21 protein-coding genes and 1 riboswitch are annotated in these 24,386 nt (G+C 52.7%); of the genes, 6 read left to right on the top strand and 15 right to left on the bottom strand.

Going from position 1 to position 24,386, the window contains the following annotated elements:
* Nucleotides 1-37 precede the first annotated feature (37 nt).
* The gene (gene ygiD, locus SAQUA_RS03140; protein ID WP_380677738.1) at nt 38-820 is read right to left on the bottom strand and encodes a 4,5-DOPA dioxygenase extradiol; all 783 of its coding nucleotides are present in this window, start codon (nt 818-820) and stop codon (nt 38-40) included.
* A gap of 201 nt (nt 821-1,021) precedes the next feature.
* Nucleotides 1,022-1,675 carry a 3,4-dihydroxy-2-butanone-4-phosphate synthase gene (ribB, locus tag SAQUA_RS03135; RefSeq protein WP_380677736.1) on the bottom strand — a complete coding sequence of 218 codons (654 nt, stop codon included), beginning with the start codon at nt 1,673-1,675 and terminating at the stop codon, nt 1,022-1,024.
* 109 nt (nt 1,676-1,784) lie between these two features.
* Nucleotides 1,785-1,946, bottom strand: a riboswitch (FMN riboswitch).
* 174 nt (nt 1,947-2,120) lie between these two features.
* Between ribB and SAQUA_RS03130 the strand changes: the two genes are divergently transcribed.
* Complete coding sequence (locus SAQUA_RS03130) at nt 2,121-2,396, top strand: accessory factor UbiK family protein (protein ID WP_380677734.1); 276 nt, start codon at nt 2,121-2,123, stop codon at nt 2,394-2,396.
* 31 nt (nt 2,397-2,427) lie between these two features.
* Here the strand turns inward: SAQUA_RS03130 and yjeH are convergent, their stop codons facing one another.
* From yjeH to SAQUA_RS03110, 4 genes are all read right to left on the bottom strand, one after another.
* On the bottom strand, nt 2,428-3,681 hold the full coding sequence (gene yjeH, locus SAQUA_RS03125; protein WP_380677732.1) for an L-methionine/branched-chain amino acid transporter: 1,254 nt from the start codon (nt 3,679-3,681) through the stop codon (nt 2,428-2,430).
* A 56-nt stretch (nt 3,682-3,737) separates the two neighbouring features.
* Complete coding sequence (hldE, locus tag SAQUA_RS03120; RefSeq protein ID WP_380677730.1) at nt 3,738-5,168, bottom strand: bifunctional D-glycero-beta-D-manno-heptose-7-phosphate kinase/D-glycero-beta-D-manno-heptose 1-phosphate adenylyltransferase HldE; 1,431 nt, start codon at nt 5,166-5,168, stop codon at nt 3,738-3,740.
* An 88-nt stretch (nt 5,169-5,256) separates the two neighbouring features.
* Nucleotides 5,257-8,094, bottom strand: coding sequence for a bifunctional [glutamate--ammonia ligase]-adenylyl-L-tyrosine phosphorylase/[glutamate--ammonia-ligase] adenylyltransferase (gene glnE / locus SAQUA_RS03115; RefSeq protein ID WP_380677728.1), 2,838 nt, complete (start codon nt 8,092-8,094; stop codon nt 5,257-5,259).
* A gap of 47 nt (nt 8,095-8,141) precedes the next feature.
* A complete protein-coding gene (locus SAQUA_RS03110; protein ID WP_380677726.1) occupies nt 8,142-9,449 on the bottom strand; it encodes an inorganic triphosphatase in 1,308 nt (435 codons plus the stop codon).
* Between the two features lie 277 nt (nt 9,450-9,726).
* Between SAQUA_RS03110 and SAQUA_RS03105 the strand changes: the two genes are divergently transcribed.
* Together SAQUA_RS03105 and SAQUA_RS03100 are read left to right on the top strand one after the other, a co-directional pair.
* Nucleotides 9,727-10,344 carry a TIGR04211 family SH3 domain-containing protein gene (locus SAQUA_RS03105; protein WP_380677724.1) on the top strand — a complete coding sequence of 206 codons (618 nt, stop codon included), beginning with the start codon at nt 9,727-9,729 and terminating at the stop codon, nt 10,342-10,344.
* A gap of 162 nt (nt 10,345-10,506) precedes the next feature.
* Nucleotides 10,507-11,742 carry a multifunctional CCA addition/repair protein gene (locus SAQUA_RS03100; protein ID WP_380677722.1) on the top strand — a complete coding sequence of 412 codons (1,236 nt, stop codon included), beginning with the start codon at nt 10,507-10,509 and terminating at the stop codon, nt 11,740-11,742.
* 57 nt (nt 11,743-11,799) lie between these two features.
* Here the strand turns inward: SAQUA_RS03100 and SAQUA_RS03095 are convergent, their stop codons facing one another.
* The 8 genes from SAQUA_RS03095 to folB all read right to left on the bottom strand — a co-directional run bounded on the left by SAQUA_RS03095 (nt 11,800) and on the right by folB (nt 20,128).
* A complete protein-coding gene (locus SAQUA_RS03095; RefSeq protein ID WP_380677720.1) occupies nt 11,800-12,120 on the bottom strand; it encodes an AzlD domain-containing protein in 321 nt (106 codons plus the stop codon).
* Nucleotides 12,117-12,860 carry an AzlC family ABC transporter permease gene (locus SAQUA_RS03090; RefSeq protein ID WP_380677718.1) on the bottom strand — a complete coding sequence of 248 codons (744 nt, stop codon included), beginning with the start codon at nt 12,858-12,860 and terminating at the stop codon, nt 12,117-12,119. Before SAQUA_RS03090 ends, SAQUA_RS03095 begins: the two co-directional genes overlap by 4 nt.
* 36 nt (nt 12,861-12,896) lie before the next feature.
* Nucleotides 12,897-14,186, bottom strand: a complete 1,290-nt coding sequence (locus SAQUA_RS03085; protein ID WP_380677716.1) for a serine dehydratase subunit alpha family protein — start codon at nt 14,184-14,186, stop codon at nt 12,897-12,899.
* Between the two features lie 633 nt (nt 14,187-14,819).
* The gene (gene lldD, locus SAQUA_RS03080; protein WP_380677714.1) at nt 14,820-15,962 is read right to left on the bottom strand and encodes an FMN-dependent L-lactate dehydrogenase LldD; all 1,143 of its coding nucleotides are present in this window, start codon (nt 15,960-15,962) and stop codon (nt 14,820-14,822) included.
* Between the two features lie 16 nt (nt 15,963-15,978).
* Nucleotides 15,979-16,749 carry a transcriptional regulator LldR gene (gene lldR, locus SAQUA_RS03075; RefSeq protein ID WP_380677712.1) on the bottom strand — a complete coding sequence of 257 codons (771 nt, stop codon included), beginning with the start codon at nt 16,747-16,749 and terminating at the stop codon, nt 15,979-15,981.
* Complete coding sequence (lldP, locus tag SAQUA_RS03070; protein WP_380678238.1) at nt 16,746-18,404, bottom strand: L-lactate permease; 1,659 nt, start codon at nt 18,402-18,404, stop codon at nt 16,746-16,748. The genes lldR and lldP overlap by 4 nt, the downstream gene beginning before the upstream one ends.
* Nucleotides 18,405-18,796: 392 nt before the next feature.
* Nucleotides 18,797-19,621, bottom strand: a complete 825-nt coding sequence (gene bacA, locus SAQUA_RS03065) for an undecaprenyl-diphosphate phosphatase (RefSeq protein ID WP_380677710.1) — start codon at nt 19,619-19,621, stop codon at nt 18,797-18,799.
* Between the two features lie 144 nt (nt 19,622-19,765).
* Nucleotides 19,766-20,128: a bifunctional dihydroneopterin aldolase/7,8-dihydroneopterin epimerase gene (gene folB, locus SAQUA_RS03060; protein WP_380677708.1), complete on the bottom strand. Its 363-nt coding sequence runs from the start codon at nt 20,126-20,128 to the stop codon at nt 19,766-19,768.
* A gap of 107 nt (nt 20,129-20,235) precedes the next feature.
* Here folB and plsY point away from each other — a divergent pair, with 107 nt between their 5' ends.
* A complete protein-coding gene (plsY, locus tag SAQUA_RS03055) occupies nt 20,236-20,868 on the top strand; it encodes a glycerol-3-phosphate 1-O-acyltransferase PlsY (protein ID WP_380677706.1) in 633 nt (210 codons plus the stop codon).
* A 30-nt stretch (nt 20,869-20,898) separates the two neighbouring features.
* On the opposite strand, the gene tsaD is transcribed toward plsY, so the two are convergent.
* Nucleotides 20,899-21,912: a tRNA (adenosine(37)-N6)-threonylcarbamoyltransferase complex transferase subunit TsaD gene (tsaD, locus tag SAQUA_RS03050; RefSeq protein WP_380677704.1), complete on the bottom strand. Its 1,014-nt coding sequence runs from the start codon at nt 21,910-21,912 to the stop codon at nt 20,899-20,901.
* A 289-nt stretch (nt 21,913-22,201) separates the two neighbouring features.
* Here tsaD and rpsU point away from each other — a divergent pair, with 289 nt between their 5' ends.
* Together rpsU and dnaG are read left to right on the top strand one after the other, a co-directional pair.
* The gene (rpsU, locus tag SAQUA_RS03045) at nt 22,202-22,417 is read left to right on the top strand and encodes a 30S ribosomal protein S21 (protein ID WP_001144069.1); all 216 of its coding nucleotides are present in this window, start codon (nt 22,202-22,204) and stop codon (nt 22,415-22,417) included.
* A gap of 134 nt (nt 22,418-22,551) precedes the next feature.
* On the top strand, nt 22,552-24,300 hold the full coding sequence (gene dnaG, locus SAQUA_RS03040; protein ID WP_380677676.1) for a DNA primase: 1,749 nt from the start codon (nt 22,552-22,554) through the stop codon (nt 24,298-24,300).
* The last annotated feature ends 86 nt before the right edge of the window (nt 24,301-24,386 follow it).

Here is a 24,386-nt window from a genome sequence, read left to right as displayed (position 1 = left end):
TGCATATCAAGGCGCGAATTTTCGCGCCTTTTTACATTCAACCGACCTGCACTGAAAGCATACTCAGTGATCCCATTTCGATCCCATCAACCGGGATAGAAATCGGTTCTTGACCATCCCAACTTCCCAGCACATACAACAGCGGTAGGTAATGTTCTGGCGTCGGATTCGACAACGCCGCGCCTTCATGTTGCATAAAGTTTACCAGCGGATGATGCTTGCCTTGAAAACTCAGGTTATCCCGAACGTACTGATTAAATGACTCCGCCCAAGGATATGGGCTGACATCCCCCTGCCATTTCGCCATACGCAGGTTATGCACCACGTTGCCGCTGGCGACGATCATGATCCCTTGTTCACGCAGCGCTGCCAGCTTTTTCCCCAGTTGGTAATGGTATTCCGCTGGCTGGGTACCATCGATACTTAGCTGTACCACTGGAATATCGGCTTGCGGGTACATCTTGATCAGTACGCCCCAACTGCCATGATCCAATCCCCATTCGCGGGTATCAGCGGTCACCTCGATGGGTGACAATAGGTCTTGCAGTTCTGCTGCCAACTCAGGCGAGCCCGGTGCCGGATACTGGGTATCAAACAGCGCCTGAGGAAAGCCGCCAAAGTCGTGAATGGTTTTTGGCTGCGCCATCGCTGTCACCGCAGTTCCACGGGTGTACCAGTGGGCAGAGACGGCAATGATTGCTTTAGGACGCGGCAGTTGCTCACCCAACGTCTGCCATGTCTGCGTATAGCGATTATCTTCCAGCACGTTCATTGGGCTACCGTGGCCGAGAAAAAGCGCGGGCATACGAGAGGTGCTCATGAATGTTCCTTTGGTTAGCGTGGTTTTTCTGCTGACTACATTACGCGCTTTGCTCTACCTAAACTGCCGGATAACCATGACAGAGATATTCAATAAATCTGAATGGTGAAAGCGAGTCATTAAGAACTATTCCAACGTGGTACAGGGGCAATTGGGCACAAAAAAAGCCGCGTTGGCGGCTTTTTCATTTCAGTCAGCCAATCAGCTGGCTTTCTTTTCCTGCGACTGACGGTAGGCCACCAGATCTTCGATAGTCAGTACCGGCATATCATGCTGCCTGGCAAAGGTGATCACTTCCGGTGCACGAGCCATGCTACCGTCATCGTTAGTCAGCTCACACAGTACACCAGCAGGTGTAAAGCCAGCCATGGCAACCAGATCGATAGTGGCTTCAGTATGACCACGGCGGCTCAATACACCGCCAGGCTGGGCACGCAGCGGGAATACATGGCCAGGGCGGCTCAGATCGCTCGGTTTGGCATTGTCTGCAATCGCCGCGCGGATGGTTGTCAGACGATCGGCAGCGGATACGCCAGTGGTCACACCTTGTGCCGCTTCAATCGTCACGGTAAAAGCGGTCTGGAACTGGCTGGAGTTGTTGGTCACCATCATCGGCAACTCAAGCTGCTGACGGCGATCCTCGGTGATACACAGACAGACTATGCCGCTACCGAAGCGAATGGTCAGTGCCATTTGCTCCACGGTCATGGTTTCTGCGGCGAAGATCATATCACCTTCGTTTTCACGATTTTCATCATCAAGCACCATAACACCGCGCCCATTGCGCAATGCATCAAGAGCGCGCTCAACGCGTTCTAACGGCGTGCCGAAATCTGAAAGTAGGGTCTGATTCATGGTAAAAAACCTCATTAAATTTATGGATTACCAGAACCAGGGCTATCTTGAGGAGTGGCTATATAATAACCGAAAAAATAACGCAAGCGAGCGTAAGCCCGACAGGTGTCGTTACTCTCTCCCATCCGGACTATAACCGTCGGCCCCGGAATTACACCGGATCTGCTGACCTCTAACCTGTTCCCGAAAGATAGGTTGAGCGCTCGCGGGCTTTCACCGTATAAGATGATTTACCGCCGGTGGGGACTTTCACCCCGCCCTGAGAATAAGCATATCGACTATAACCCCATCCCCTTCCCGTTTCAAGCCACCACTCAGCAGACCGATCACACTATTGGCCTTACGTCTGACCTTACGTCGGCAGACAAGGTTAATAGTTTATCCAGCGAGCAACTCGCATTACACTAGACGGTACAAGCCACCCAATATCAGAAAGGGAAATGCCATGATTGACCCGAAAAAAATTGAACAGATCGCACGCCAGGTACAAGAGTCCCTTCCTAAGGGCGTACGAGAATTCGGGGAAGACGTTGAGAAAAAAGTTCGTCAGGTGCTGCAATCGCAGCTAACCCGTCTGGATTTGGTGAATCGCGAAGAGTTCGACGTGCAAACTCAGGTACTACTGCGTACTCGTGAAAAGCTGGCATTGCTGGAGCAACGTTTGAGCGAGCTGGAAGGCAAGCAGGGTAATACCCCACCGGCAAAGACTGAAGACGAATAAGTGGGCGGCAAGGGGCGTGGCAAACACGCCCTTACTGCTGTTTGATCACCAGGTAAGGTTTACGCGGTAGCACCAGCCAGATCAGCACCAACATCACTAACGCATACAGGCTTTTCCAACCGATAATCACCAGAAGCAGCAAACACAATGCCGAACCGATAATCGCCATCAGCCGCGAGCGCCCCTGTAATATCCGGCAGCCTGCCAGCATACACAGCAGATAGATCAACACGAAAATGCCATTGGCATACACCAACAGCATATCCAGCGGCAGTTTGAGAGTATAAATCAATAACGTGAAGATCAGGCTACAGCCCACAACCGTACTTAAGGCATTGACAGGTACCCGGCCCGCTGAAAGTTTTGCCAGTGCGCTGGAGGGTTTTCCCTGCGCCTGCGACCACACCAGACGTGCAAAACTCTGGGTGTAAATATTCACGCTGGCAAAACAGGCCAGGTAGCCGATGATGCAGGCGACCCAAAGCGCATGTTCACCAAACAACTGCACCACAATTCCAGGCAACGAAGCGGCGGCAGCCTGTTGCTCGCCATAGGCATGGAAATGCAGTACCGCTACGGTACAGCCCCAATAAACCGCCCCAGCCACCAACAGCCCTAACATTAGAGCACGCGGAAAATCCCGCTCGGGGTTGCGGAACTCGGTCGCCAGATGAGCAAAAGCCTCCAGACCGACGAAACACCAGAACATAACCGCCAATGCATGGAACATATTGGTAGAGGAAATATCACTGACTGCGGGCCATGGGATTTGCGCGGGAGTAATGTCGCCTTGCCACCAGATCGCCGCGACCAATGCCACCACCAGAATGGCGATTAACGTCTGTATATTGGCACTGGATCCGGCGCTGCGCGTACCAAGCAGCCAAATGACCACCAGCGTGGCGATCTGCACCAACAGCAGCCCGTTCGCATCCCAACCAAATGTGGCTTGCCAGAATCCGGCTGCAATCTGTAATGCAGCAGGCAGCCCCACAGGGATCACGGAAAGAAACAGCCAGCCAGTGACTTTCGCCATACGCGGCCCGAAAGCCATACCAACAAAGTGCGCGGCACCACCGGCACTGGGGAAATGGCGGCCCAGTGCTGCAAAAGCAATGGCAATAGGGAAAACCAGCACAATCAGTATCGGCCAAGCCCACAGGCTATCGCTTCCCGCCACCTGCGCCGCCAAAGCTGGCACGGCAAACACCCCGGTACCCAACAGTGAAGTGGACAACAGCCCAACGCCCTGCGCCAAACTCAGCTCCTGCTTTAGTCCACTCACGCTACACCGCCCTGTTTATTACCTTTTAAACGACAACACTCTAATTTATCAATGCGTTAACCGCGCCCATCCTTGATAGCCTTGATGATGTTGGTGGTTGATAACCCATCTTCAAAGTTCAGTACCCGCACGTCGCCACCGTTGGCCCACACCTCGGCACTACCGGCAATTTCATGCGGTTGATAGTCGCCACCTTTAACCAGTAGATCTGGCAGGATATCGGCGATCAAGCGTTGCGGCGTATCTTCTTCAAAAGGCACAACCCAATCCACTGCTTCCAGAGCCCCCAATACCACCATGCGGTTTTCCAACAGGTTAACCGGACGGGTTTCCCCTTTCAGGCGCTTGGTAGAAGCATCGCTGTTCACCGCCACAATCAGGCGATCGCCCAGTTTGCGGGCATTGGCTAGATAAGAAACATGACCCGCATGCAGAATATCGAAGATGCCATTAGTCATAACCACTTTTTCACCACGCTGCCGCGCCTGCGCCACCGCCTTTTTCAACTCGGCTTCGGTCATTACACCGAACCCGGTTTTCGCGCGGCCACGAATGGCATTTTCCAGCTCGATTGGCGAAACGGTAGAGGTTCCCAGTTTACCGACCACCACACCGGCAGCTGCGTTAGCCAGGAAACAGGACTCTTCCAGCGTATTGCCCGCAGCCAGAGCAGCCGCCAGAACGCCGATAACCGTATCCCCCGCGCCGGTCACATCGAACACTTCCTGCGCCTGAGTGGGCAGATGCAGCGGTGCGCGGCCCGGTTGCAGCAGCGTCATACCGTGTTCGGAGCGGGTTATCAGCAACGCAGACAGGTCATAGTCGGCCACCAGTTTCATGCCACGTTCTACCAACTCATCGTCATTCTTACAGTGGCCCACCACAGCTTCGAATTCGGAGAGATTCGGCGTTAGCAACGTCGCACCACGATAGCGTTCAAAATCAGTACCCTTCGGGTCAATCAAAACCGGCATCTTGGCCGCACGCGCCAGGGCAATCATGCCCTGCACTTTACTCAGTGCGCCTTTGCCATAGTCCGATAACACCAGGGCACCAATCTGTGGCAGCGCCTGTTGAATACGCTCCAGAAGCGGTTGCGGATCGACGTTGGAGAAGCCTTCTTCGAAATCGAGGCGGATCAGCTGTTGGTTACGGGAAAGTACGCGCAGTTTGGTAATGGTCGGGTGCGTCGGCACAGAGACGAAATCACAACGGACATTGACTTCACTGAGTTTGGCACTCAACGCCCGCGCTGCATCGTCGATACCCGTCAATCCTACCAGGCGAGAATTGGCGCCGAGTGAAGCAATGTTCATCGCAACGTTAGCCGCACCACCGGGACGCTCTTCAATAGTTTCAACCTTAACCACCGGCACAGGCGCTTCCGGGGAGATACGACTGGTCGGCCCATACCAATAGCGATCCAACATGACGTCACCAACCACCAACACACCGGCGCGGCGAAAATCAGGCAGTGTAACTTTCATCCGAAAACTCCCAATAGGTCGTAAAAATAAATTCGGCAGATATTAGCATAAGCGCCGACAATACCGTTAAAACAGCACATCGGCCCGGCTAACCCAGCCACTTTTTCCAACTAACGCGCACCTGTTCACGCTCTGCAACAAACAGATCCTGGCTGACTTTGCCAGAATGCTCCTGCAACGCCAGATGATGAATTTCATCACGCATGGTGACATAGGCCGTGGTCAGCGCCCGTGCTTCTTGTTCCGGCATGATGTTGTAATTGGCCATCAGTTCGAAGATGCGCACGTTATCCGACCAACGCGTCAAACGCGGTTCACCCGCAGCGTAGCGCAAGACCAGATATTGGGCGATAAATTCGATATCGGTGATGCCCCCCTCATCGGCTTTAATATCAAACAAGTCACGCTGTTTATTGCCCAGATGGTTACGCATTTTTTCACGCATTTCACGCACTTCCTGCTGCAGCTTTTCAGCCTCACGCGTTTTGCACAGGATATCGCGCCGGATCACGTCAAATTGTTGATGCAAAGCGGGATCGCCATACACGATACGCGCCCGAACCAAGGCCTGATGCTCCCAGGTCCACGCCTCGTTGTGCTGATAATCAGCAAAGGCTTCCACCGTGCTGACCAACATCCCCGCCGCCCCAGAAGGACGCAGACGAGCGTCCACCTCATACAGAATTCCGGATGAGGTTCGGGTACTGAACAAATGCATGACGCGCTGCGCCAGCCGCAGATAGAACTGACGACCATCGATACAGCGATCGCCATCGGTCATGACTTCCGGCGGGCAATCCAACAGAAATACCAGATCGAGATCGGAGCTGTAGCCTAGTTCCCATCCACCCAGCTTGCCATAACCAATAACGGCAAAGCCGCGTCCTTCGCGCTCATGCAGATGGGTAGGCTGACCATAACGCGCAACCATGTCTTTCCATGCCTGCTGCACTACCGCATCAATCATCGCTTCAGCCAGGTAGGTTAAGTGATCGCTCACTTTCATTACCGGCAGCGCTTCAACGATATCCGCCGCCGCAATACGCAGCAGTTGCGCCTGTTTGAACTGCCGCAACGCTTCCAACTGCTGCTCTTCGTCATCTTCCGGCACGCGCAGACGATATTGGCGCAACTCGCTGCGGTAGGCTTCCAGAGCGACCGGTTGGTAGAGCGTGGCTGTATCCAACAGCTCATCCAACAACAGCGGATAGCGTGCAAGTTGGCTGGTGATCATCGGGGATGCGGCACAAAGGCGAATAAGGTGGCTGAGAGCGGCCTGGTATTCCACCAGCAGTTCTAGATAGGTCGTGCGGGTCACGATACTCAGCAACAACTGGGTAAGCCGCACCAGCACCGTTGCCGCATCCTTGCGCGGACAAACCTCTGCCAGCAGGCGCGGCAGCAGTTGGTCCAGCACATCCCGGCCTCGCGGGCCAATGGTTCGCTTATCCACATCGCGCCGGAATTCAGCAATAGTGCGCAACAACTGTTGCCGCGCATCCTCGTTCAAATGTGGCGTAAGAGGCGCAAGTTCGTTCTCTTCCAGTTCGTCCTGCCACAGACTGTAAAAATGCTGATAGTCAGGATCTTCGCCTACATCCGGGCTATCGTCGCCGATCAGGTCATCAAATACCGCACGAACCTGGCGCATATGGTCTTCCAATACCACCATCAGCGACGGCCAGTCTGGCTGATCCATTCCCCAAGCGAGTCGGGCCTGATCCAATGCATCCTGCGGTAAGGTCTGGGTTTGCTGGTCAGCAATCGCCTGCAACAGATTTTCCAGCCGGCGCAGGAACAGGTAGCTCCGGCTCAGCTCCGCAACCTGTTGTGGCGTGAGTAATCCCAATACCTCAACCGCCTGCAGCGTCGGTAACAGCGATCGCCCCTGCAGACTGGGTTCACGCCCGCCTCGGATCAGTTGGAATACCTGAGTGATAAACTCAATTTCCCGGATGCCACCCGCCCCCAGCTTGATATTGTCTTTCAGCCCACGCCGCCGAACCTCGCGGGCAATCATGCCTTTCATATTGCGCAGCGACTGGATCACGCTGAAATCGATATAGCGGCGGAACACAAACGGCCGCAGGGTTTTACGCAGTTCCTGGCTGTAGGGATCTTGCGAATCGCCCATCAGGCGGGCCTTGACCATCGCATAGCGTTCCCAATCTCGCCCTTGCTCCTGATAATAATCTTCCAGAGCGGCAAAACTCATCACCAGCGGCCCGCTATCGCCAAAAGGCCGCAGGCGCATATCAACGCGGTAGACAAAACCGTCGAGAGTGGGCTGATCCAGCACCTTGATCAGACGCTGCCCCATGCGGGTGAAGAACTGGGCATTGTCCAGTTCACGCCGCCCACCCTGGGTTTGGCCATTTTCCGGATATACAAAGATCAGATCGATGTCTGACGAGAAATTCAGTTCGCTGCCACCGAGTTTGCCCATCCCCAAGATCAGCAAGGGTTGCGGCACACCGTCACCATTGCAGGGTGTTCCCCACTCGCGGCAACAGGTTTGATAGAGCCAATCACGGGCACTGACGATCAGCATTTCTGCCAAGGCACTCAACTGCTGTAGCGTTTGTTCAGTGGTACATAGCCGCATTGCCTGCGCCCAGGCAATGCGAGCCAGGTTCTCACGGCGGAACAGACGCAACACCCGCATTAACTGCGCTTCGTCGCGCACTTCTTCGAGCAAACCTTGCAGTTGGCCTGAGTAACGCTGCCACTCATCCGCAACCGGCGGCTGTTTACGTAACCTATCCAGCCATTCTGGATGGCCAAGCAGCATGTCACTGACAAAATCGCTCGACGCCAAAACGCTTTGTTCTGCGGCGCTCAGCACCACCCCGTTACCCTGAGTTTCCTGAAAACGCTGCACAATATCCTGTGCCTGAACCTGTAACGCAGCAGAGAGTGGCAACATAGTAAATGCCCCGTTCAGTGGTCTACAGCCCTGCAGACCGGCTTTGATTAACGAACCGCGCCGTTTAACCAGAATGGCGCATGGGATAAAGCCTGTTTACGGCTGGCTTCATACCAACCTTGGCGGCGTTCAGCGACAGCTGATTGCAGTTCACGCCAGTTTTCAATATACGGCCCAGTCTCGCAGTCCGGGTAAGCACCGGAAAGCAGAATGAACGACAACACCTGGCGCGTAAGGCGCGGCAATTGCTCTTGATACTCATCTTCATTGAGAGGGCGCGTGAAGGCTTCTTTCAACTCGGCAGCACTGCGGCTCAACATGATATCGCTGAAGCGCTTGAATGAGCCGTCCAGCTTGGCCTGTGATTTGGCATCAATAAAAGTCCGCCACGCGCCGGTAATTAGCCACGATGTGAGTGCCAACTTACATTGCAAGTACTCTGCGCCATAACATAGCACCTGCGGCTTGGTGGTTTTGTCCACCAGCAGCGGCTCCAACGCGGTCAGCCGAGCCCGCAGATCGGAGCTCGCCTTACGTGGCACTAAACCACCAAAGATCACCAGAGCCTGACGAATCAGAGCGATGGCCTCCATTACCGCACGGCGTGCCTGTTTATCACCACGCAGCCACAGCTCTTCATGATACTGCCAGTGGCTCAGCGCCAGTTCAAAAGCGGCCACCATACCCTGTTCTACCGTGGACTTGGGCGCTGGTTTTAGTACCGTCAGCGGTCGTAACTCACGCTCAACGTTGCCCTGAGCTAAATGGTAACCTCGCGCCGCTTTACTCAGGCTGCCTTGCCGTAACCCCCCCTGTTCTGCCAATGTCATTGCCAACGCCAGCAGATCGCCGGTTTCACCACATTTCAGTTCCAGCTCAAGCTCACATATCTCTTCGCTCAACTCACCCGCCCGCACTTCGCCTTGATCCAAGCCAATCTCAATCTCGCTCTCGCCGTAAGTGACCACCCACTTTTCACGCACAAAGTCGGTACGGAACAGCGGCTGTAGTGCCTTTTGCAACTGCGTCAGCTTGCAGTCTTGCGGCCAGATATCCGCCGGGAATTTTTTCAAGGCCAGCAACGGCTTAGCGATCGCTATGTTGTATTCTGGCCGCTGATGTAATCCCCCCACTACCGAACCCGCAGTTTTGAGCGTCATCTCATAGCTGTCGTCATACCCACGGATACGCAGGCCCATGTCATGCTTTCGCAGGTAGTTATCGGCGGTTTCAAAGTAAATATTGGTCAGCTTCTGTGGTGCAGAATGCTGATTGGGCCAGGCAGCAAACCGCTCAGGGAGTGTCGCAACAGCTTCGGGGGAAACAATAAACTTCAGTTCTATTTCAACGCTCATATTTCTTTTGCACCAATAAGTTAGGCATTCGCGTGAGTGTTCACGGTGGCAAAGCCAGCTCGCCGTAATCAACCCGACGACGCACAGTGGCAGTATATTACCGCGATTGCCCCGGCTTGACTCTGATGACTGCAGAAAAAACCTGTTACGCTATTCAGTGCCCCGCAACGCACAAGATCCGCCATACCAAGAGAGTTCTCATTCCGGTTTTAGCGTTGCACCGCCAGACTGAACGCTCTACTATCGTTCCATAAATCCACACAGAAACGATGAGCTCATGCATAAATTACGCCTGATTTTCCTTACCTTGCTAACGTTGAGTATCACTTGGGGTGCCCATGCCGAAGAGAAACGCTATATTTCTGATGAATTAAATACTTATGTCCACAGCGGCCCCGGTAACCAATATCGCATCGTCGGCACATTGAATGCCGGAGAAGAAGTCACGTTGCTGAGCGTGAATGAGAATAACAGCTACGGCCAAATCCGTGACGCCAAAGGGCGCACCGTCTGGATCCAGCTTGACCAGTTAAGCCAAACGCCTAGCCTACGCAGTCAATTGCCTGAGCTGGAGCTGCAGGTGAAAACCCTGACCGACAAATTGGCTAATATCGATAATAGCTGGAACCAACGCACCGCAGAAATGCAACAGAAAGTCGCCGCCAGCGACAGCACGATCAGTGGCCTGAAGCAGGAAAATCAAGATCTGAAAAATCAGCTGATTGTGGCGCAGAAAAAGGTCAATGCCGTCAATCTGCAACTTGACGACAAACAGCGCACCATTATTCTGCAGTGGTTCCTGTATGGCGGTGGTGTTGCAGGTGCCGGGTTGTTGCTCGGTTTGCTGTTACCACGCCTGGTCCCACGCCGTAAAAATAATCGCTGGATGAACTAAGCTCAATAGATGCAGGATCCTGGGCGCCTGTGAGCGCCCTTTTTATTCGGCATGCTCCGTCAGCCACCGCAGAACCAAAGCCTGTCATCAAGGCGAAAGGCATAGGGGCTTTGGTCAAGTACCTGCTTAAACCAACTATCAAACGCACTCAGGAGCTAAACCGTGAAGATTTACCTGGTCGGCGGTGCCGTCCGTGACAGTCTGCTCAATATACCCGTGTTTGATCGCGACTGGGTCGTCGTGGGTGCAACCCCGGCCGACCTGTTGGCTCTTGGCTACCAACAGGTGGGAAAAGACTTTCCGGTATTTCTCAACCCCAAAACGCACGAGGAGTATGCGCTAGCCCGTACCGAGCGCAAATCTGGCCAAGGCTACACCGGGTTTACCTGCTATGCCGCGCCGGACGTAACTCTGGAAGACGATTTGTTGCGGCGCGACCTCACCATCAACGCTATCGCCCAGAGCGACGATGGGGAGTTGGTGGACCCTTACAACGGTCAGGCCGATCTTGAAGCACGCATTTTACGTCATGTTTCCGACGCCTTTGGTGAAGATCCACTTCGGGTGGTGCGCGTTGCACGTTTTGCCGCTCGCTTTGCGCATTTGGGCTTTACCGTAGCCCCTGAAACCACCGAGCTTATGCAACAGATGGCGCAAAACGGTGAGCTAGCGACTTTAACGGCAGAACGGGTATGGAAAGAAACCGAGAAAGCATTACAAAGCCAGAGCCCACAAGTTTACTTCCAGGTACTGCGCGACTGCGGTGCACTGAAAATCCTGTTCCCAGAAATCGATGCGCTGTTTGGCGTCCCGGCACCTGAAAAGTGGCACCCGGAGATCGATACCGGCGTACATACCCTGATGACGCTGGCAATCGCCGCACAGCTCAGCCCCGAGGTAGATGTTCGTTTCTCAGCACTCTGCCACGATCTCGGTAAAGGGCTGACGCCTAAAGAACTGTGGCCTCATCACTATGGACACGGGCCTGCGGGTATCAAACTGGTTGAAAGACTGTGCCAAAGATTGCGCGTACCCAATCCAGTCCGTGAACTGGCCAAGCTGGTGACTGAATACCACGATCTGATCCACACGGTGTTCAAGCTGCGCCCGGAAACCTTACTCAAACTGTTCGATACCATCGACGTCTGGCGTAAACCTCAACGGTTAGAGCAGATGATCCTCACCAGCGAAGCCGACGCCCGTGGACGTACCGGTTTTGAAAACAATCCTTATCCGCAAGGGGATTATCTGCGTCAGGCCTATCAGGTCGCCAGCGCGGTTTCGGTAAAAGAGGTGGTGGAAAGCGGCCTGCAAGGGTTGGCTATCCGCGACGAGGTCAAACGCCGCCGCCAGCAGGCACTGGCGGAATGGAAGCTGCAGCAGATACCACCAACCTGACAAAAGCCCCTCTTGCCTGAAGCAATGTTGTTCAAAGCAATAGAGGGGCATACGCTTTTACATAAAGTGGTTAAGTAACACCAAGGATCCCACACCGCTCACGACTACCCAAATTAACCCAAGACGGAAACTGATCAGTGTGCAGATAATGGCAGCAATCACTTTCGGGTTATGCAAATCAAATTCCATATGCGAATTCACATCGAGGATTTGAATAATAATGATGGCGGGTAATACCGTGACCGGAACAAAGCGCAGCGTTTTTCTTACCCGCTCATTCATATGCAGTTTCCCAGCAATGCCAATGAATGAGAAACGAACCAGAAAGGTCACGGCGGCCATACCTAGGGTCAGCGCCAGAAAAAAACCATTATTCATGACCTAACCTCCCCACTGAGTTGGGCCTCGCCGTCTTGTTGCTTAGCAGCTTCGGCTTTTTTCTCTTCCGACAGATCCACACATAGCCCGGCAAGCACACCGAACAGCGAGGCCAGCACAATACCCAATGACCAGGGAAGGGCAACCAACAGCACGCCTGACACCGAAGCGACCAATGCCGCCACCGTACAGGCCTGGCTTTTCACCTGCGGCACCACAATGGCGATAAAGGCTGCCACCATGGCGAAATCCAATCCATATTTTTGAATGTCCGGGAAAGAGGAACCAATCCATGCGCCCAGAAAGTCAGCCAACACCCAGATAACCCAGAAGGTGAGCATGGCGGAAAAATAGAACAGATATTTATCACTTTTTCCGCGATCCATTTCTTTTACGGTGGTGGCGTAAACTTCATCAGTCAGACCATAAGACATGAAACACTTTCTCAGGAAAGAGCTCTCCTTAACTTTTCCTGCCAGAGAGGCGCTGTATAACACATGCCGTAGATTGATAATGAATGTGGTGAAAATAATCACACCCAGACTGGTGCCGGTTTTCAACATATTCAGGGCCAGCATCTGAGCCGAACCGGCGATAACAATGCCCGACCAGGCGGTACTCTGCCAGACGCTCATACCCATACTGACACTGAGCGCCCCCACGATGAATGAAAAGGGAAAGTCACCGATGCACAAAGGCATCACCGCGCTCATTCCCCTTAAAATAGCCTCTTTTTTCATAATCTATTCCCACTTATTAGCCAGCGTTGCAATGATTTAAGCTTGCTGACGCTTTTCAGCCATAATGCGAATGATTTCCTTATCGGTATGCGGCATGGCCTTAGTTACTAAGCGGCAGAGATTGTTGATGCTCTGTTCCGCACCCTCGCTGACAATACCGTCATGATCGCTGACTCTGACCCCTTGTTTAGCCATCAGAACAGCCCTGAATGCGCTCATGGTGACGCTGGAAACTTTCATGGCACAACTGTTGGAGGCACCATCACAGATAATGCCGCTAACGTCGCTGATCATGTTGATGATGGCGGTCTGAATAACCTGAAGATCCCGAGTGAACAGCCAAGCCATACCTGCCGCCGCTCCCATAGCGGCGGTAGAGGCGGCGCACAGGGCTGAGAGGCGTGTATAGCGGGAGTGAACCGAGATAGCGGTCAGGTGTGACAGCGCCAATGCTCGGGCCAATTCATCTTCACTGGCCTGCAGTTCGCGAGCTAGCACCACCACTGGCAACGTAGCAGCTACGCCCTGGTTGCCAGAACCAAAGTTGGACATAGCGGTAACCGGTGCTCCCCCCATTCTGGCATCGGAAGCTGCTACCGTTTCGATGGCAATACGGGAAAGCAGATCATCCCCCATCAAGCCCTGACTGACGGCAGTTGATAGGGTGCCACTGATATTCAGTCCATAGGGTTTTTTACGACCTTCTTCAGAGAGCGCCCCATTGAGTCGTGCAGCTTCCAGAATAAAGGCAATGTCTTCAAAACTGGCTCGGTTGACGAAATCGAAGGCTTCCTCAATAGAAAACTGTTTGAGCTCGGCTTCATCGGCATCGCAGCATGTCTGCATGCTGAACGGAATCGGCTGGTCATTAACATAAAGCTCGGTGATGCGGGTATGGCTCTTTCTGATAACCACCCGGCAACGTTGAGTCGCGCCTGTAGCGGTCAGATCGATATGAATAAAGTCGGGGGTATCGCGTGCCGAGATGCTCACCGCATCATTTTTTACCATCGCATCGGCCTGCTCTATCTGAGAAGCGTTAATACCCTTGAGAGTTTCCAAACCTTTATCCGGATCCCCTGCGCAGACGCCAACCGCGGCAGCCATATCAACGCCGGAAAAGCAGGTGCCAGGAATGGTAACGCCTATGGCATTTTTATACAGATTCTCAGATATAAAACCGGATATGTTAAGACAAGGCTCATTTAAATATTTGCTAGCGGTTGCTGCGGCAAAAGCAATGGCTACGGGCTCGGTACACCCCAACGCCGGAGTGACCTCTTTCTTCAGCCAGTTAATAAAAAGATCGTTATTTGTTGCTGACATAATATTACCACCTTGATTTTAGTTATCACTTTAGGATTATGGTAATAAAAATATCGGGGAAACATTTCCTATAATAAAAACCTAAAACCATAAAAAAGAGAAAATTATCATCCTTTACCGAATGATAATTAATGTAACAAAGTAAGGGCGCCGTAATTTAATGACTTTAAATCAGAGAATTAAATGGCGCTAAGGCAAGATGCAAAATAAAATATATCTAGTCGTCACACTTTTAAAAATAGCATACTTTTCTCCCCAACAGAGAAAATGATAATGATTTTAATTCAAGGATAGTGCACTAACAATTCCGCCAGAGGCTCTTTGTCATCCATATTGTCCATTTAACGGCGAATTTAAGGATATACCCAAGTTACTTCGAGTTGCATGACAAAAACGCAATGCGTTTTTGAATAGCGCTTGCGCTGGCCCCGCAGGGGCGAGGCCCTGAATTGGGCCGAGTAACGCGGCAACTGAGCGAGGTGCTTGGTAAACGGTGAGAAAAGGCAGCCAACACTTATGCAGCTTGAAGGTCGAACGCTAAAGAACTGTGGCCTCATCACCACGGCCATGGGCCTGCGGGTATCAAACGAACCTTTCCTTTTTCCCACCTTCGGGAAAAAGGAATCTTATGGCTTAAAATCCTTCCCGCACCAATAAGTCGCGGCTGATTTCAGCAATACTTTTCGCCCCGGTCAGCGTCATCGCTACGCACATCTCTTTTTTAATCAGATCGAGCAGGTTTTCCACCCCTGCTTGGCCTGCGGTCGCCAATGCATAAAGATAAGCGCGCCCCAGCAGCACGCTATCAGCACCGAGCGCGATCATCCGCACCACGTCTAATCCGCTGCGCACCCCGCTGTCTGCAAGGATGGTGATATCGCCCTTTACCGCATCGGCGATCATCGGCAACGCACGCGCTGAGGAGAGTACGCCATCAAGCTGACGGCCTCCGTGGTTAGAAACCACAATGCCGTCGGCACCAAAACGCACGGCATCACGCGCATCATCAGCGTCGAGAATGCCTTTAATCACCATCGGCCCCTGCCAAAAATCGCGGATCCACTCCAGATCGCGCCACGAGATCGAAGGATCGAAGTTGGCTCCCAGCCAGCCGATGTAGTCTTCTAATCCGGTAGGTTTACCAAGATACGTTGAGATGTTCCCCAGATCGTGCGGACGCCCGTTCAGGCCAACATCCCATGCCCAGGAGGGATGGGTAACAGATTGCCAATAGCGCCGCAGTGCAGCATGCGGGCCGCTCATGCCCGAATGCGCATCGCGATAACGCGCCCCGGGTATCGGCATATCCACAGTGAATATCAAGGTGGTACAACCGGCGGCTTTCGCGCGCTCTAACGCATTGCGCATAAAACCACGATCTTTTAGCACATACAGCTGAAACCACATCGGGCGTTTGATCGCGGGTGTTACCTCTTCAATCGGGCACACGGAGACGGTAGAAAGCGTAAAAGGAATACCTTTCTGCTCTGCAGCGCGTGCGGCCTGCACCTCGCCACGACGAGCATACATACCGCACAATCCAACTGGGCCCAGGGCGACGGGCATTGATAGCGTCTCATTGAAGAGCTTGGTTTCCAAGCTGAGCGCTGACATGTTCTTCAGGACACGCTGCCTTAGAGCGACCTGAGCCAAATCCTCTACGTTACGCCGCAACGTGTGTTCAGCGTAAGCGCCACCATCGATGTAATGAAACAGAAAGGGTGGCAATCTACGTTGCGCAGCGGCGCGGTAGTCGGTGGCTGCTGAGATAATCATGTAACGATCTCCCTTACTACAGTGAATTTTCATCCGGCAGGCGGGTAATGCGTGCCAGCCTAGCCTCATCTTCATGCAGGTTTTTTATGGTTGAGTGAACGAATCCCAAATGGGATTTCGCCGCCTTGCCCGCACGTTCAGGATCGCCAACCAAAATAGCCTGCAGCATTTCCTCATGCTGTTCAGTGAGCCGCGTAAAGATGGTCGGCACGGTATACATGCGCTGGCGACTATGCATGACGGAGGACTGCATTAAATCGAAAAAACCACGCATGGTTTGCAGTAAAACCACGTTATGCGAGGCCTCAGCAATCGCCAGGTGAAAGCGTACATCCGCCTGTGCCGCCAGATCGGGGTTATCGCTCTCTTTAAACTCCAGCGTGGCGTCAAAACAAGCCTGTAGTTTCTCTTTGTCTGCGGCAGTGGCACGCATCGCCGCATGCCAAGCAGTGCTGGCCTCGATAGCATGACGGGCTTCCAGAATGTCATAACGGTAGTCAGGGTCGTCGGCCACCAAGGTTCTCAGCGGCTCCACGATGCTTTGCTCCGACCAAGGAGAGAGTTCATCGTAAACAAAGGTTCCGCCACCGCGTCGGCTAATAAGAATTTTTTCGCTAATCAGCTTTTGGATCGCTTCGCGTAAGGAAGAACGCGAGACATCCAACTCGTTGGCCAACTGGCGTTCGGCGGGCAAACGCATACCCGCCTCCAGCTTACGTTCGTGAATCATTGCCTTAAGATCTTCTGCCAGACGATCGGCCAAGCGCAGTGGACGAAACGTTGTCATGGGATCATCCATGTCAGCCAATAGGCCTGCAGCGTAGTGATCACCCCCACCATACAGGTGAAGATCAGACTGTGTTTTACGGTAAAGCGAAATAAGTCTGACTCTTTCCCCACCAAGCCAACGGCGGCACAGGCAATGGCGATGGACTGCGGCGAAATCATTTTCCCGGTTACCCCGCCGGTGGTGTTTGCCGCCACCAATAACACATCCGAAACGCCAATCTGCTGCGCGGTAGTGGCTTGCAGAGCGGCGAACAGCGCGTTAGACGAGGTGTCGGAGCCAGTAAGAAATACCCCTAGCCAGCCAAGGAACGGCGAGAAAAAGGTGAACGACTTGCCAGTATGTGCCAATGCCAACGCTAGCGTTGCTGATAATCCGGAATAGTTTGAAATAAAGGCAAAGGCCAGCACCATACCGATCGAATAGATTGGCAACATCAAGGATTTTATCGTTTCTGCAAATGTGGTGACCGCATCTTTAGGCTTCATCCGTAGGTAGATAATCGAAACGATCGCCGCAACCATAATCGCGGTGCCGGTAGCTGAGAACCAGTCGAGTTTGAACACCGCAGCATAGGGCGTTATGTCTGCTACAACCGGTGGCACTTTAGCCACCAACTTATCCAGGAAAGGCACCGGAAAATTGAGTACCCAATCTTGCAACGCCCCACCTTTGGCAAATAATGCTTTAAACGGTGGAATGCTCCACAGGGTGACCGTCGCGCTCAGGAAAATAAATGGCATCCAGGCACGAATAATCTGTCCTAAGCGATAGTGCTGCTGCACCACCAGCGTTTGAGCGGTAGCTGGACTTTCAACGTTCTCAAAGCGGAAGATGCGTTTGGGCTGCCAAACACGCAAGAACATCGTCAGACATACCAGCGAAACCAATGAGGAGATAATGTCCGGCAGTTCCGGCCCAAGAAAGTTGGAGCTGAGATACTGCGCCAGGGCAAAGCTCCCGCCTGCCACCATGACCGCAGGCCAAGTCTCTTTAACACCGCGCCAGCCGTCCATAATGGCCATGATCCAAAACAGCACGATAATCGTCAGGAAGGGTAATTGACGCCCAACCATCTGGCCGATGACGAAGCTATCTATCCCAGTCACCTGGCCCGCCACAATAATCGGGATCCCCATTGCACCGAAAGCCACCGGCGCGGTATTAACGATCAGGCACAGGCCCGCCGCATAGAGTGGATTGAACCCTAAACCGACCAGCAACGCGGCGGTAATGGCTACCGGCGCGCCAAACCCGGCCGCTCCCTCTAGAAATGCGCCAAAGCAGAAACCGACAATCAGCATCTGTAAGCGTTGATCGGGGGTGATCGAGAGAATCGAAGAGCGAATGATGTCAAACTGCCCGGTCTTGACCGAGATTTTATAGACAAACACCGCCGCGATAATGATCCACGCAATCGGCCATAACCCATAGAAAAAGCCATAAATCACCGCGGCAACCGCACGGTCAATGGGCATTCGGTAAAGAAATAACGCCACCAGTAGGGCAATACCCACGGTGAATGTGGCAGCAATGTGTCCCTTAAGTTTCAGTTTAATCAGGGCAAAGAAGAAAAATAGAATAGGAAGTGCCGCGATTATGCTCGACAGCCAGATATTACCAATCGGATCATAAACTTGTTGCCAGATTTGCACGCAGATATCTCCAGCGATGGTTCGCATGTACCTCCCACTTAATTGGTCCTACCAATAAGGTGAGGTAATATATTTGATATGCGATAGTTAATTTATCGTTAAAGATATGCAATGTTTCTGTTTATAATTTTGCAGTTTTGTGTAGAAGATTCACATTTGTTATTGATTGGTAGGACCAAATGGCATGAAAGAGAGAGAAATGAATCTGAGGTTGATGACAACGTCGCCTTCTAACCCGAGATACTCGGGCCTAGCGCACCAAGGGGCGCTCCGACGGCTTACGCCGTTACGACCCCATCGGCACGCTCTCCCTAATAACGGGGTTTGTCAGCAGTCTGATCTGCGAATAGTGGGCAAAGCCCACTATTGGAGAGGAAGACGTATTTTATGCGTTACATAAACACCATATAAACCGCCGCCGCGACGATAAAACGGTAGATAGCAAATGGCACAAACGAAATACGCTTGATGAGGGTCAGGAAGGTTTTGATCGCAATCAACGCAACGATGAAGGCCGTGATAAAACCGACGGCAAACATCGGCAAGTCACCCAACGAGAGGAAATGCAGGCTCTTGTAGAGGTCCAATCCGCTGGCCCCGATCATCATCGGTACCGCCAGAATAAATGAGAACTCGGAAGCAGCATAACGGCTGACCCCCACCAGCATCCCCCCGGAAATGGTTGAACCTGAACGGGAGAAACCCGGCCACAGTGCCAAGCACTGGAAACAACCGATTATAAACGCCTGGCCATAAGTAATATCATCCAGCCCTTCTGCGCGCGGTTTCTTGGGTTTCAGCCATTCAGCAGCCAACAGCAGAAAGCCACCCGCCACCAGGGCATACATCACGTTTTTTGGTTCAAACAGTGATTTGATAAAATCGTGCAATGCCAACCCCAGCACTACCGCCGGGATCATCGCCAGCAGTATGTGGCCTAATTTCAACTGCCCTTGGGTACTACCTTCGTGCTCAACCGGTTTGCCACCAAAGTGGATACCAATCAGGCCAAACAGACGCCGCCAGAATACAACCACCACCGCCAGGATCGAACCCAACTGGATGATCACTTCAAAGGTTTTAGCCTTGTCACCGGTAAAACCCAACAATTCCCCAACGATAATCATGTGCCCGGTGGAGGAAACCGGCAAAAACTCGGTTAAACCTTCAACTACGCCGAGCACAAACGCCACAAACAATGAATGCATGTCCGCCATCAGTCCACTTACCCCATTTCCTGTTTAAGGTATAAACACAACAAAAAAGCGGCAGTGCTGAATAAATGCCGCTTAAACAATTCTATGCTCGCCACCCCGGCCCTAATTCTTGGGTTTTGAGAAACGACGACAGAATATGATAACTCACCGGGCAGGACGTGTACCACGCTCAATGATCACCCCGACCCGGTTTGCATGGGCAACCGCTCCAGGCTTGCTGACCTTAATACGGACCCAAGGGGATTTAAAGCGCTGGAGCAGAATTTCAGAAACCTCCTCTGCCACGCGTTCCACCAAGGCGAAGCGATTGGGTTGGACGTGCTGGATAACCGCATCGCTGATATCGGCGTAGCTCAGACAGTCATTCACATTATCACTGGCTGCAGCCTTGCAGTTATCCCACCCCATTTCGATATCGAACACCAGTTTCTGCTGAATGGTCTGTTCCCAATCATAAACGCCAATGGTGGTGATCACGGTTAGCTCTTCAATAAATACGATATCCATCACGTCATTCTCAGTTTTTGGCCTTGCCGGATACCACTTCCAGCTGAATATGCGTATTATCCATAGATGTTGCGAGTAAAACGACCATTATTAAACGGAACCGCGTTATGAGTGCTACCGCGCTTGGCATGATTATCTTCGCGTATCTGTGTGGCTCAATTTCCAGTGCGATCCTGGTTTGCCGGATCGCCAGGCTGCCGGATCCGCGTGAACATGGCTCAGGAAATCCTGGGGCGACTAACGTCTTACGCATTGGTGGCCGTTTGGCTGCGGCAACGGTGTTAGTTTTCGATATTCTAAAGGGTATGCTGCCCGTCTGGCTGGCCTATGCGTTGAATGTCCCGCCACTGTACCTTGGCCTGACAGCCATTGCCGCTTGTCTTGGGCACATCTATCCAGTGTTCTTCCATTTTCGTGGCGGGAAGGGCGTGGCGACAGCGTTTGGTGCTATTGCTCCGATCGGCTGGGATCTCACCGGCCTGATGACCGGCACATGGTTGCTGACCGTGCTGCTAAGCGGCTATTCCTCACTGGGTGCGATCGTCAGTGCGCTGATTGCGCCATTCTATGTCTGGTGGTTCAAACCGCAGTTTACTTTTCCGGTAGCAATGCTTTCCTGCCTGATCCTGATGCGCCACCACGACAATATTCAACGTCTGTGGCGTGGTCAAGAGGGGAAAATCTGGGGGAAACTGCGCAATAAAAAGAAAGATGCATCGCCAGAGAATAAAGAAGAATAATCAGGACCGGAGAGCTCCGGCCCATAGCTTTTATACTGCGGGCAACTCTGCCAACGGCCAGCGAGGCCGTACCGAAATCCCTAGCTCAGGGGTTGCGCCGTTTTTCAAACGTATCATCCCTGCGTAAGCGATCATTGCACCGTTGTCGGTACAGAACTCCGGGCGGGCATAGAACACTTCACCACCGCGTTTTTTCATCATTTCCGCCAGTTTACTGCGCAGCGTTCGGTTAGCACTGACGCCACCAGCTATCACCAGACGTTTGAACCCACTCTGATCTAGCGCTCGTTTACATTTGATTGCCAGGGTATCCACGACCGCATCTTCAAAGGCTCGAGCGATATCAGCACGCGTTTGATCATCGTTGCCATTGGAACGTATCGTGTTGGCTGCAAAGGTTTTCAAACCAGAGAAGCTGAAATCCAGCCCTGGGCGGTCGGTCATCGGGCGAGGGAAAACGAAACGCCCTTCCACACCCTGCTGCGCCATTTTTGACAGCATCGGTCCACCAGGATAATCCAGCCCCAGCAGTTTTGCCGTTTTATCAAACGCCTCACCGGCAGCGTCATCGATCGACTCCCCTAGTAAGGTATATTCGCCAACACCGGTCACGCTGATGAGCTGGGTATGGCCGCCGGAAACCAGTAACGCCACAAACGGAAAAGCCGGGGGATTATCTTCCAGCATCGGTGCCAACAAGTGGCCTTCCATATGGTGCACTGGCACAGCAGGCACATTCCAGGCAAACGCCAGTGCTCGCCCTATTGTTGCCCCTACCAACAGTGCCCCAACCAAGCCAGGCCCGGCGGTGTAAGCCACACCGTCGATATCAGCAGGCGCCAGGTTCGCTTCTTTCAACGCCGCCTGAATCAGCGGTACGGTTTTACGCACGTGATCGCGGGAAGCAAGCTCAGGCACTACGCCACCGTAGTCGGCATGCAGCGCCACCTGGCTGTATAATTGGTTGGCCAATAAACCGGCTTGGTCGTCATACACTGCAATCCCGGTTTCATCGCAGGATGTTTCTATACCCAATACTCGCATTACATTTCCCATCATTCACGTGCGACGGTCAGTTTATCACACTCACAGAGCTATTTGCTGCCAGTACGCGACCAACCACACCCAAGGTTGATTAAAAACGAGCAATTTTTTCTGATTAGTCTATAATCTGCGGCCGATGCATAAATGCGCGAGTTTGCCGGAACGCGGCATGTTTCAATTTGCTATGGTGCTTTACAAAGCAGCATCCTTTGAAGTAAAATTCCGCACCATTTTGAAAAGGCTGGCGCTTGGCCAGCAGCAAACCGAATTCCATTGAGGTGAGAGGCACATGCCGGTAATTAAAGTACGTGAAAACGAGCCATTTGACGTTGCTCTGCGTCGTTTCAAGCGTTCCTGCGAAAAAGCGGGTGTTTTAGCTGAAGTTCGTCGTCGTGAGTTCTATGAAAAACCGACTACCGAACGTAAACGTGCTAAAGCTTCAGCTGTGAAACGCCACGCGAAGAAACTGGCTCGCGAAAACGCACGCCGCACTCGTCTGTATTAATCCTTCGGGGGTAACCCCACCGCGTGATTTTTTCTTTCCAAGAACACGCAGACTGAGTAGTTGCATACGAAGGCCGTGCTTTCCGAAAGGAATGCGCGGCTTGTTCTTGTTTATAAGCAGTCGAACAGGGGCTTATGGCTGGACGAATTCCGCGTGTATTTATCAATGACTTGCTAGCGCGCACCGATATCGTCGATCTGATCGACGCCCGGGTAAAGCTCAAGAAGCAAGGCAAGAACTATCACGCGTGCTGTCCGTTCCACCACGAAAAAACACCTTCATTCACCGTTAATGGCGAAAAACAGTTCTATCACTGTTTTGGTTGTGGGGCGCACGGTAACGCCGTTGATTTCCTGATGAATTACGACAGGCTCGAGTTTGTCGAAACCATTGAGGAACTGGCCACCATGCACGGGCTGGAAGTGCCTTACGAGGTAGGTTCCGGGCCGACACCGATTGAACGCCATCAGCGTCAAAGCCTTTACCAATTGATGGAACAGCTCAGTACGTTCTATCAACAGTCATTACACCAGCCTAACGGTACGCAGGCGCGTAACTACCTGCAGCAGCGAGGGTTAAGTGACGATGTCATCCGCCATTTTGCCATCGGCTTTGCACCCGCTGGTTGGGATAATGCGCTAAAACGTTTTGGCCGTGATTCCAGCAGCAAAACGGCATTGAACGATGCCGGAATGTTGGTGACTAACGATCAAGGGCGTATGTACGACCGTTTTCGCGAACGGGTGATGTTCCCCATCCGTGATAAACGCGGGCGGGTTATCGCCTTTGGCGGGCGGGTGCTGGGTGACGGTATGCCAAAATACCTGAACTCACCAGAAACCGAAGTTTTCCACAAAGGCCGCCAGCTATATGGCCTGTATGAGGCCCAGCAGAGCTGCCCTACCCTGCAGCGTTTGCTGGTGGTAGAAGGCTATATGGACGTCGTGGCACTGGCACAGTATGGCATTGATTATGCTGTTGCTTCGCTTGGTACTTCGACAACGGCTGAACATATTCAATTGCTGTTCCGCGCCACAGATAACGTTGTCTGTTGTTATGACGGCGACAGGGCTGGTCGTGAAGCAGCATGGCGTGCGCTGGAAACTGCGCTGCCCTATCTGAATGATGGCCGCCAACTGCGATTTATGTTTTTACCTGATGGCGAAGACCCGGACACCCTGGTACGAAAAGAGGGCAAAGACGCTTTTGAACAGCGAATGGAGCAGGCGCAGCCGCTTTCCACTTTTCTGTACGAAACGTTGCTGCCACAGGTTGATCTGAGCAGCCCGGATGGCCGAGCCAAGCTGAGTACACTGGCGCTGCCCTTAATCACGCAAGTACCAGGTGAAACTTTGCGCCTGTATCTGCGCCAACAGTTAGGCAGCAAGTTAGGCCTGTTGGATGATAGCCAGCTCGATAAGTTGATGCCCAAACAGGCGGAAAATGCGAATACTTATCAGGCGCCCCAGCTAAAACGCACAACCATGCGTATACTGATAGGGTTATTGGTACAAAATCCACGTTTGGCTACACTTATCCCTTCGCTGGAAGGGCTTGAGCAGACTAGGCAGGCAGGATTACCTTTGTTTGTTGAACTTGTGCAGACCTGTTTGGCACAACCCGGCCTGACAACTGGCCAGTTGCTGGAGCTGTATCGCGATAACAAGTTCAGCCCCCAGCTTGAAACCTTGGCGACATGGAACCATATGATCGTTGAGGATATGGTCGAGCAGACCTTTTTGGATACGTTGACCAGCCTGTATGACTCGGTACTTGAGCAGCGGTTAGAAACGCTGATCGCCCAGGCCAGAACACACGGTCTGAGTCATGAGGAACGTGAAGAAGTTCGTTCTCTGAATCAGGTTTTAGCAAAGAAAAATTGAATATCAAACGGCTTAAGTGCCGATAAATGTCAGGGTATAAACCCTGCAACATGTCGCCATAGTGGGCCGCGGCAACAACAAAAACG

The sequence above is a fragment of the Serratia aquatilis genome, assembly GCF_044865145.1.
Taxonomy (GTDB): Bacteria; Pseudomonadota; Gammaproteobacteria; order Enterobacterales; family Enterobacteriaceae; genus Chania; species Chania aquatilis.
This window is presented reverse-complemented; position numbering and strand designations above follow the sequence as displayed.

Coding starts and splice junctions, on each gene's coding strand:
- ygiD (WP_380677738.1), bottom strand. CDS start 820: ATGAGCACCTCTCGTATGCCCGCGCTTTTTCTCGGCCACGGTAGCCCA.
- ribB (WP_380677736.1), bottom strand. CDS start 1,675: ATGAATCAGACCCTACTTTCAGATTTCGGCACGCCGTTAGAACGCGTT.
- SAQUA_RS03130 (WP_380677734.1), top strand. CDS start 2,121: ATGATTGACCCGAAAAAAATTGAACAGATCGCACGCCAGGTACAAGAG.
- hldE (WP_380677730.1), bottom strand. CDS start 5,168: ATGAAAGTTACACTGCCTGATTTTCGCCGCGCCGGTGTGTTGGTGGTT.
- glnE (WP_380677728.1), bottom strand. CDS start 8,094: ATGTTGCCACTCTCTGCTGCGTTACAGGTTCAGGCACAGGATATTGTG.
- SAQUA_RS03110 (WP_380677726.1), bottom strand. CDS start 9,449: ATGAGCGTTGAAATAGAACTGAAGTTTATTGTTTCCCCCGAAGCTGTT.
- SAQUA_RS03105 (WP_380677724.1), top strand. CDS start 9,727: ATGCATAAATTACGCCTGATTTTCCTTACCTTGCTAACGTTGAGTATC.
- SAQUA_RS03095 (WP_380677720.1), bottom strand. CDS start 12,120: ATGAATAATGGTTTTTTTCTGGCGCTGACCCTAGGTATGGCCGCCGTG.
- SAQUA_RS03090 (WP_380677718.1), bottom strand. CDS start 12,860: ATGAAAAAAGAGGCTATTTTAAGGGGAATGAGCGCGGTGATGCCTTTG.
- SAQUA_RS03085 (WP_380677716.1), bottom strand. CDS start 14,186: ATGTCAGCAACAAATAACGATCTTTTTATTAACTGGCTGAAGAAAGAG.
- lldD (WP_380677714.1), bottom strand. CDS start 15,962: ATGATTATCTCAGCAGCCACCGACTACCGCGCCGCTGCGCAACGTAGA.
- lldR (WP_380677712.1), bottom strand. CDS start 16,749: ATGACAACGTTTCGTCCACTGCGCTTGGCCGATCGTCTGGCAGAAGAT.
- bacA (WP_380677710.1), bottom strand. CDS start 19,621: ATGGCGGACATGCATTCATTGTTTGTGGCGTTTGTGCTCGGCGTAGTT.
- folB (WP_380677708.1), bottom strand. CDS start 20,128: ATGGATATCGTATTTATTGAAGAGCTAACCGTGATCACCACCATTGGC.
- plsY (WP_380677706.1), top strand. CDS start 20,236: ATGAGTGCTACCGCGCTTGGCATGATTATCTTCGCGTATCTGTGTGGC.
- tsaD (WP_380677704.1), bottom strand. CDS start 21,912: ATGCGAGTATTGGGTATAGAAACATCCTGCGATGAAACCGGGATTGCA.
- rpsU (WP_001144069.1), top strand. CDS start 22,202: ATGCCGGTAATTAAAGTACGTGAAAACGAGCCATTTGACGTTGCTCTG.
- dnaG (WP_380677676.1), top strand. CDS start 22,552: ATGGCTGGACGAATTCCGCGTGTATTTATCAATGACTTGCTAGCGCGC.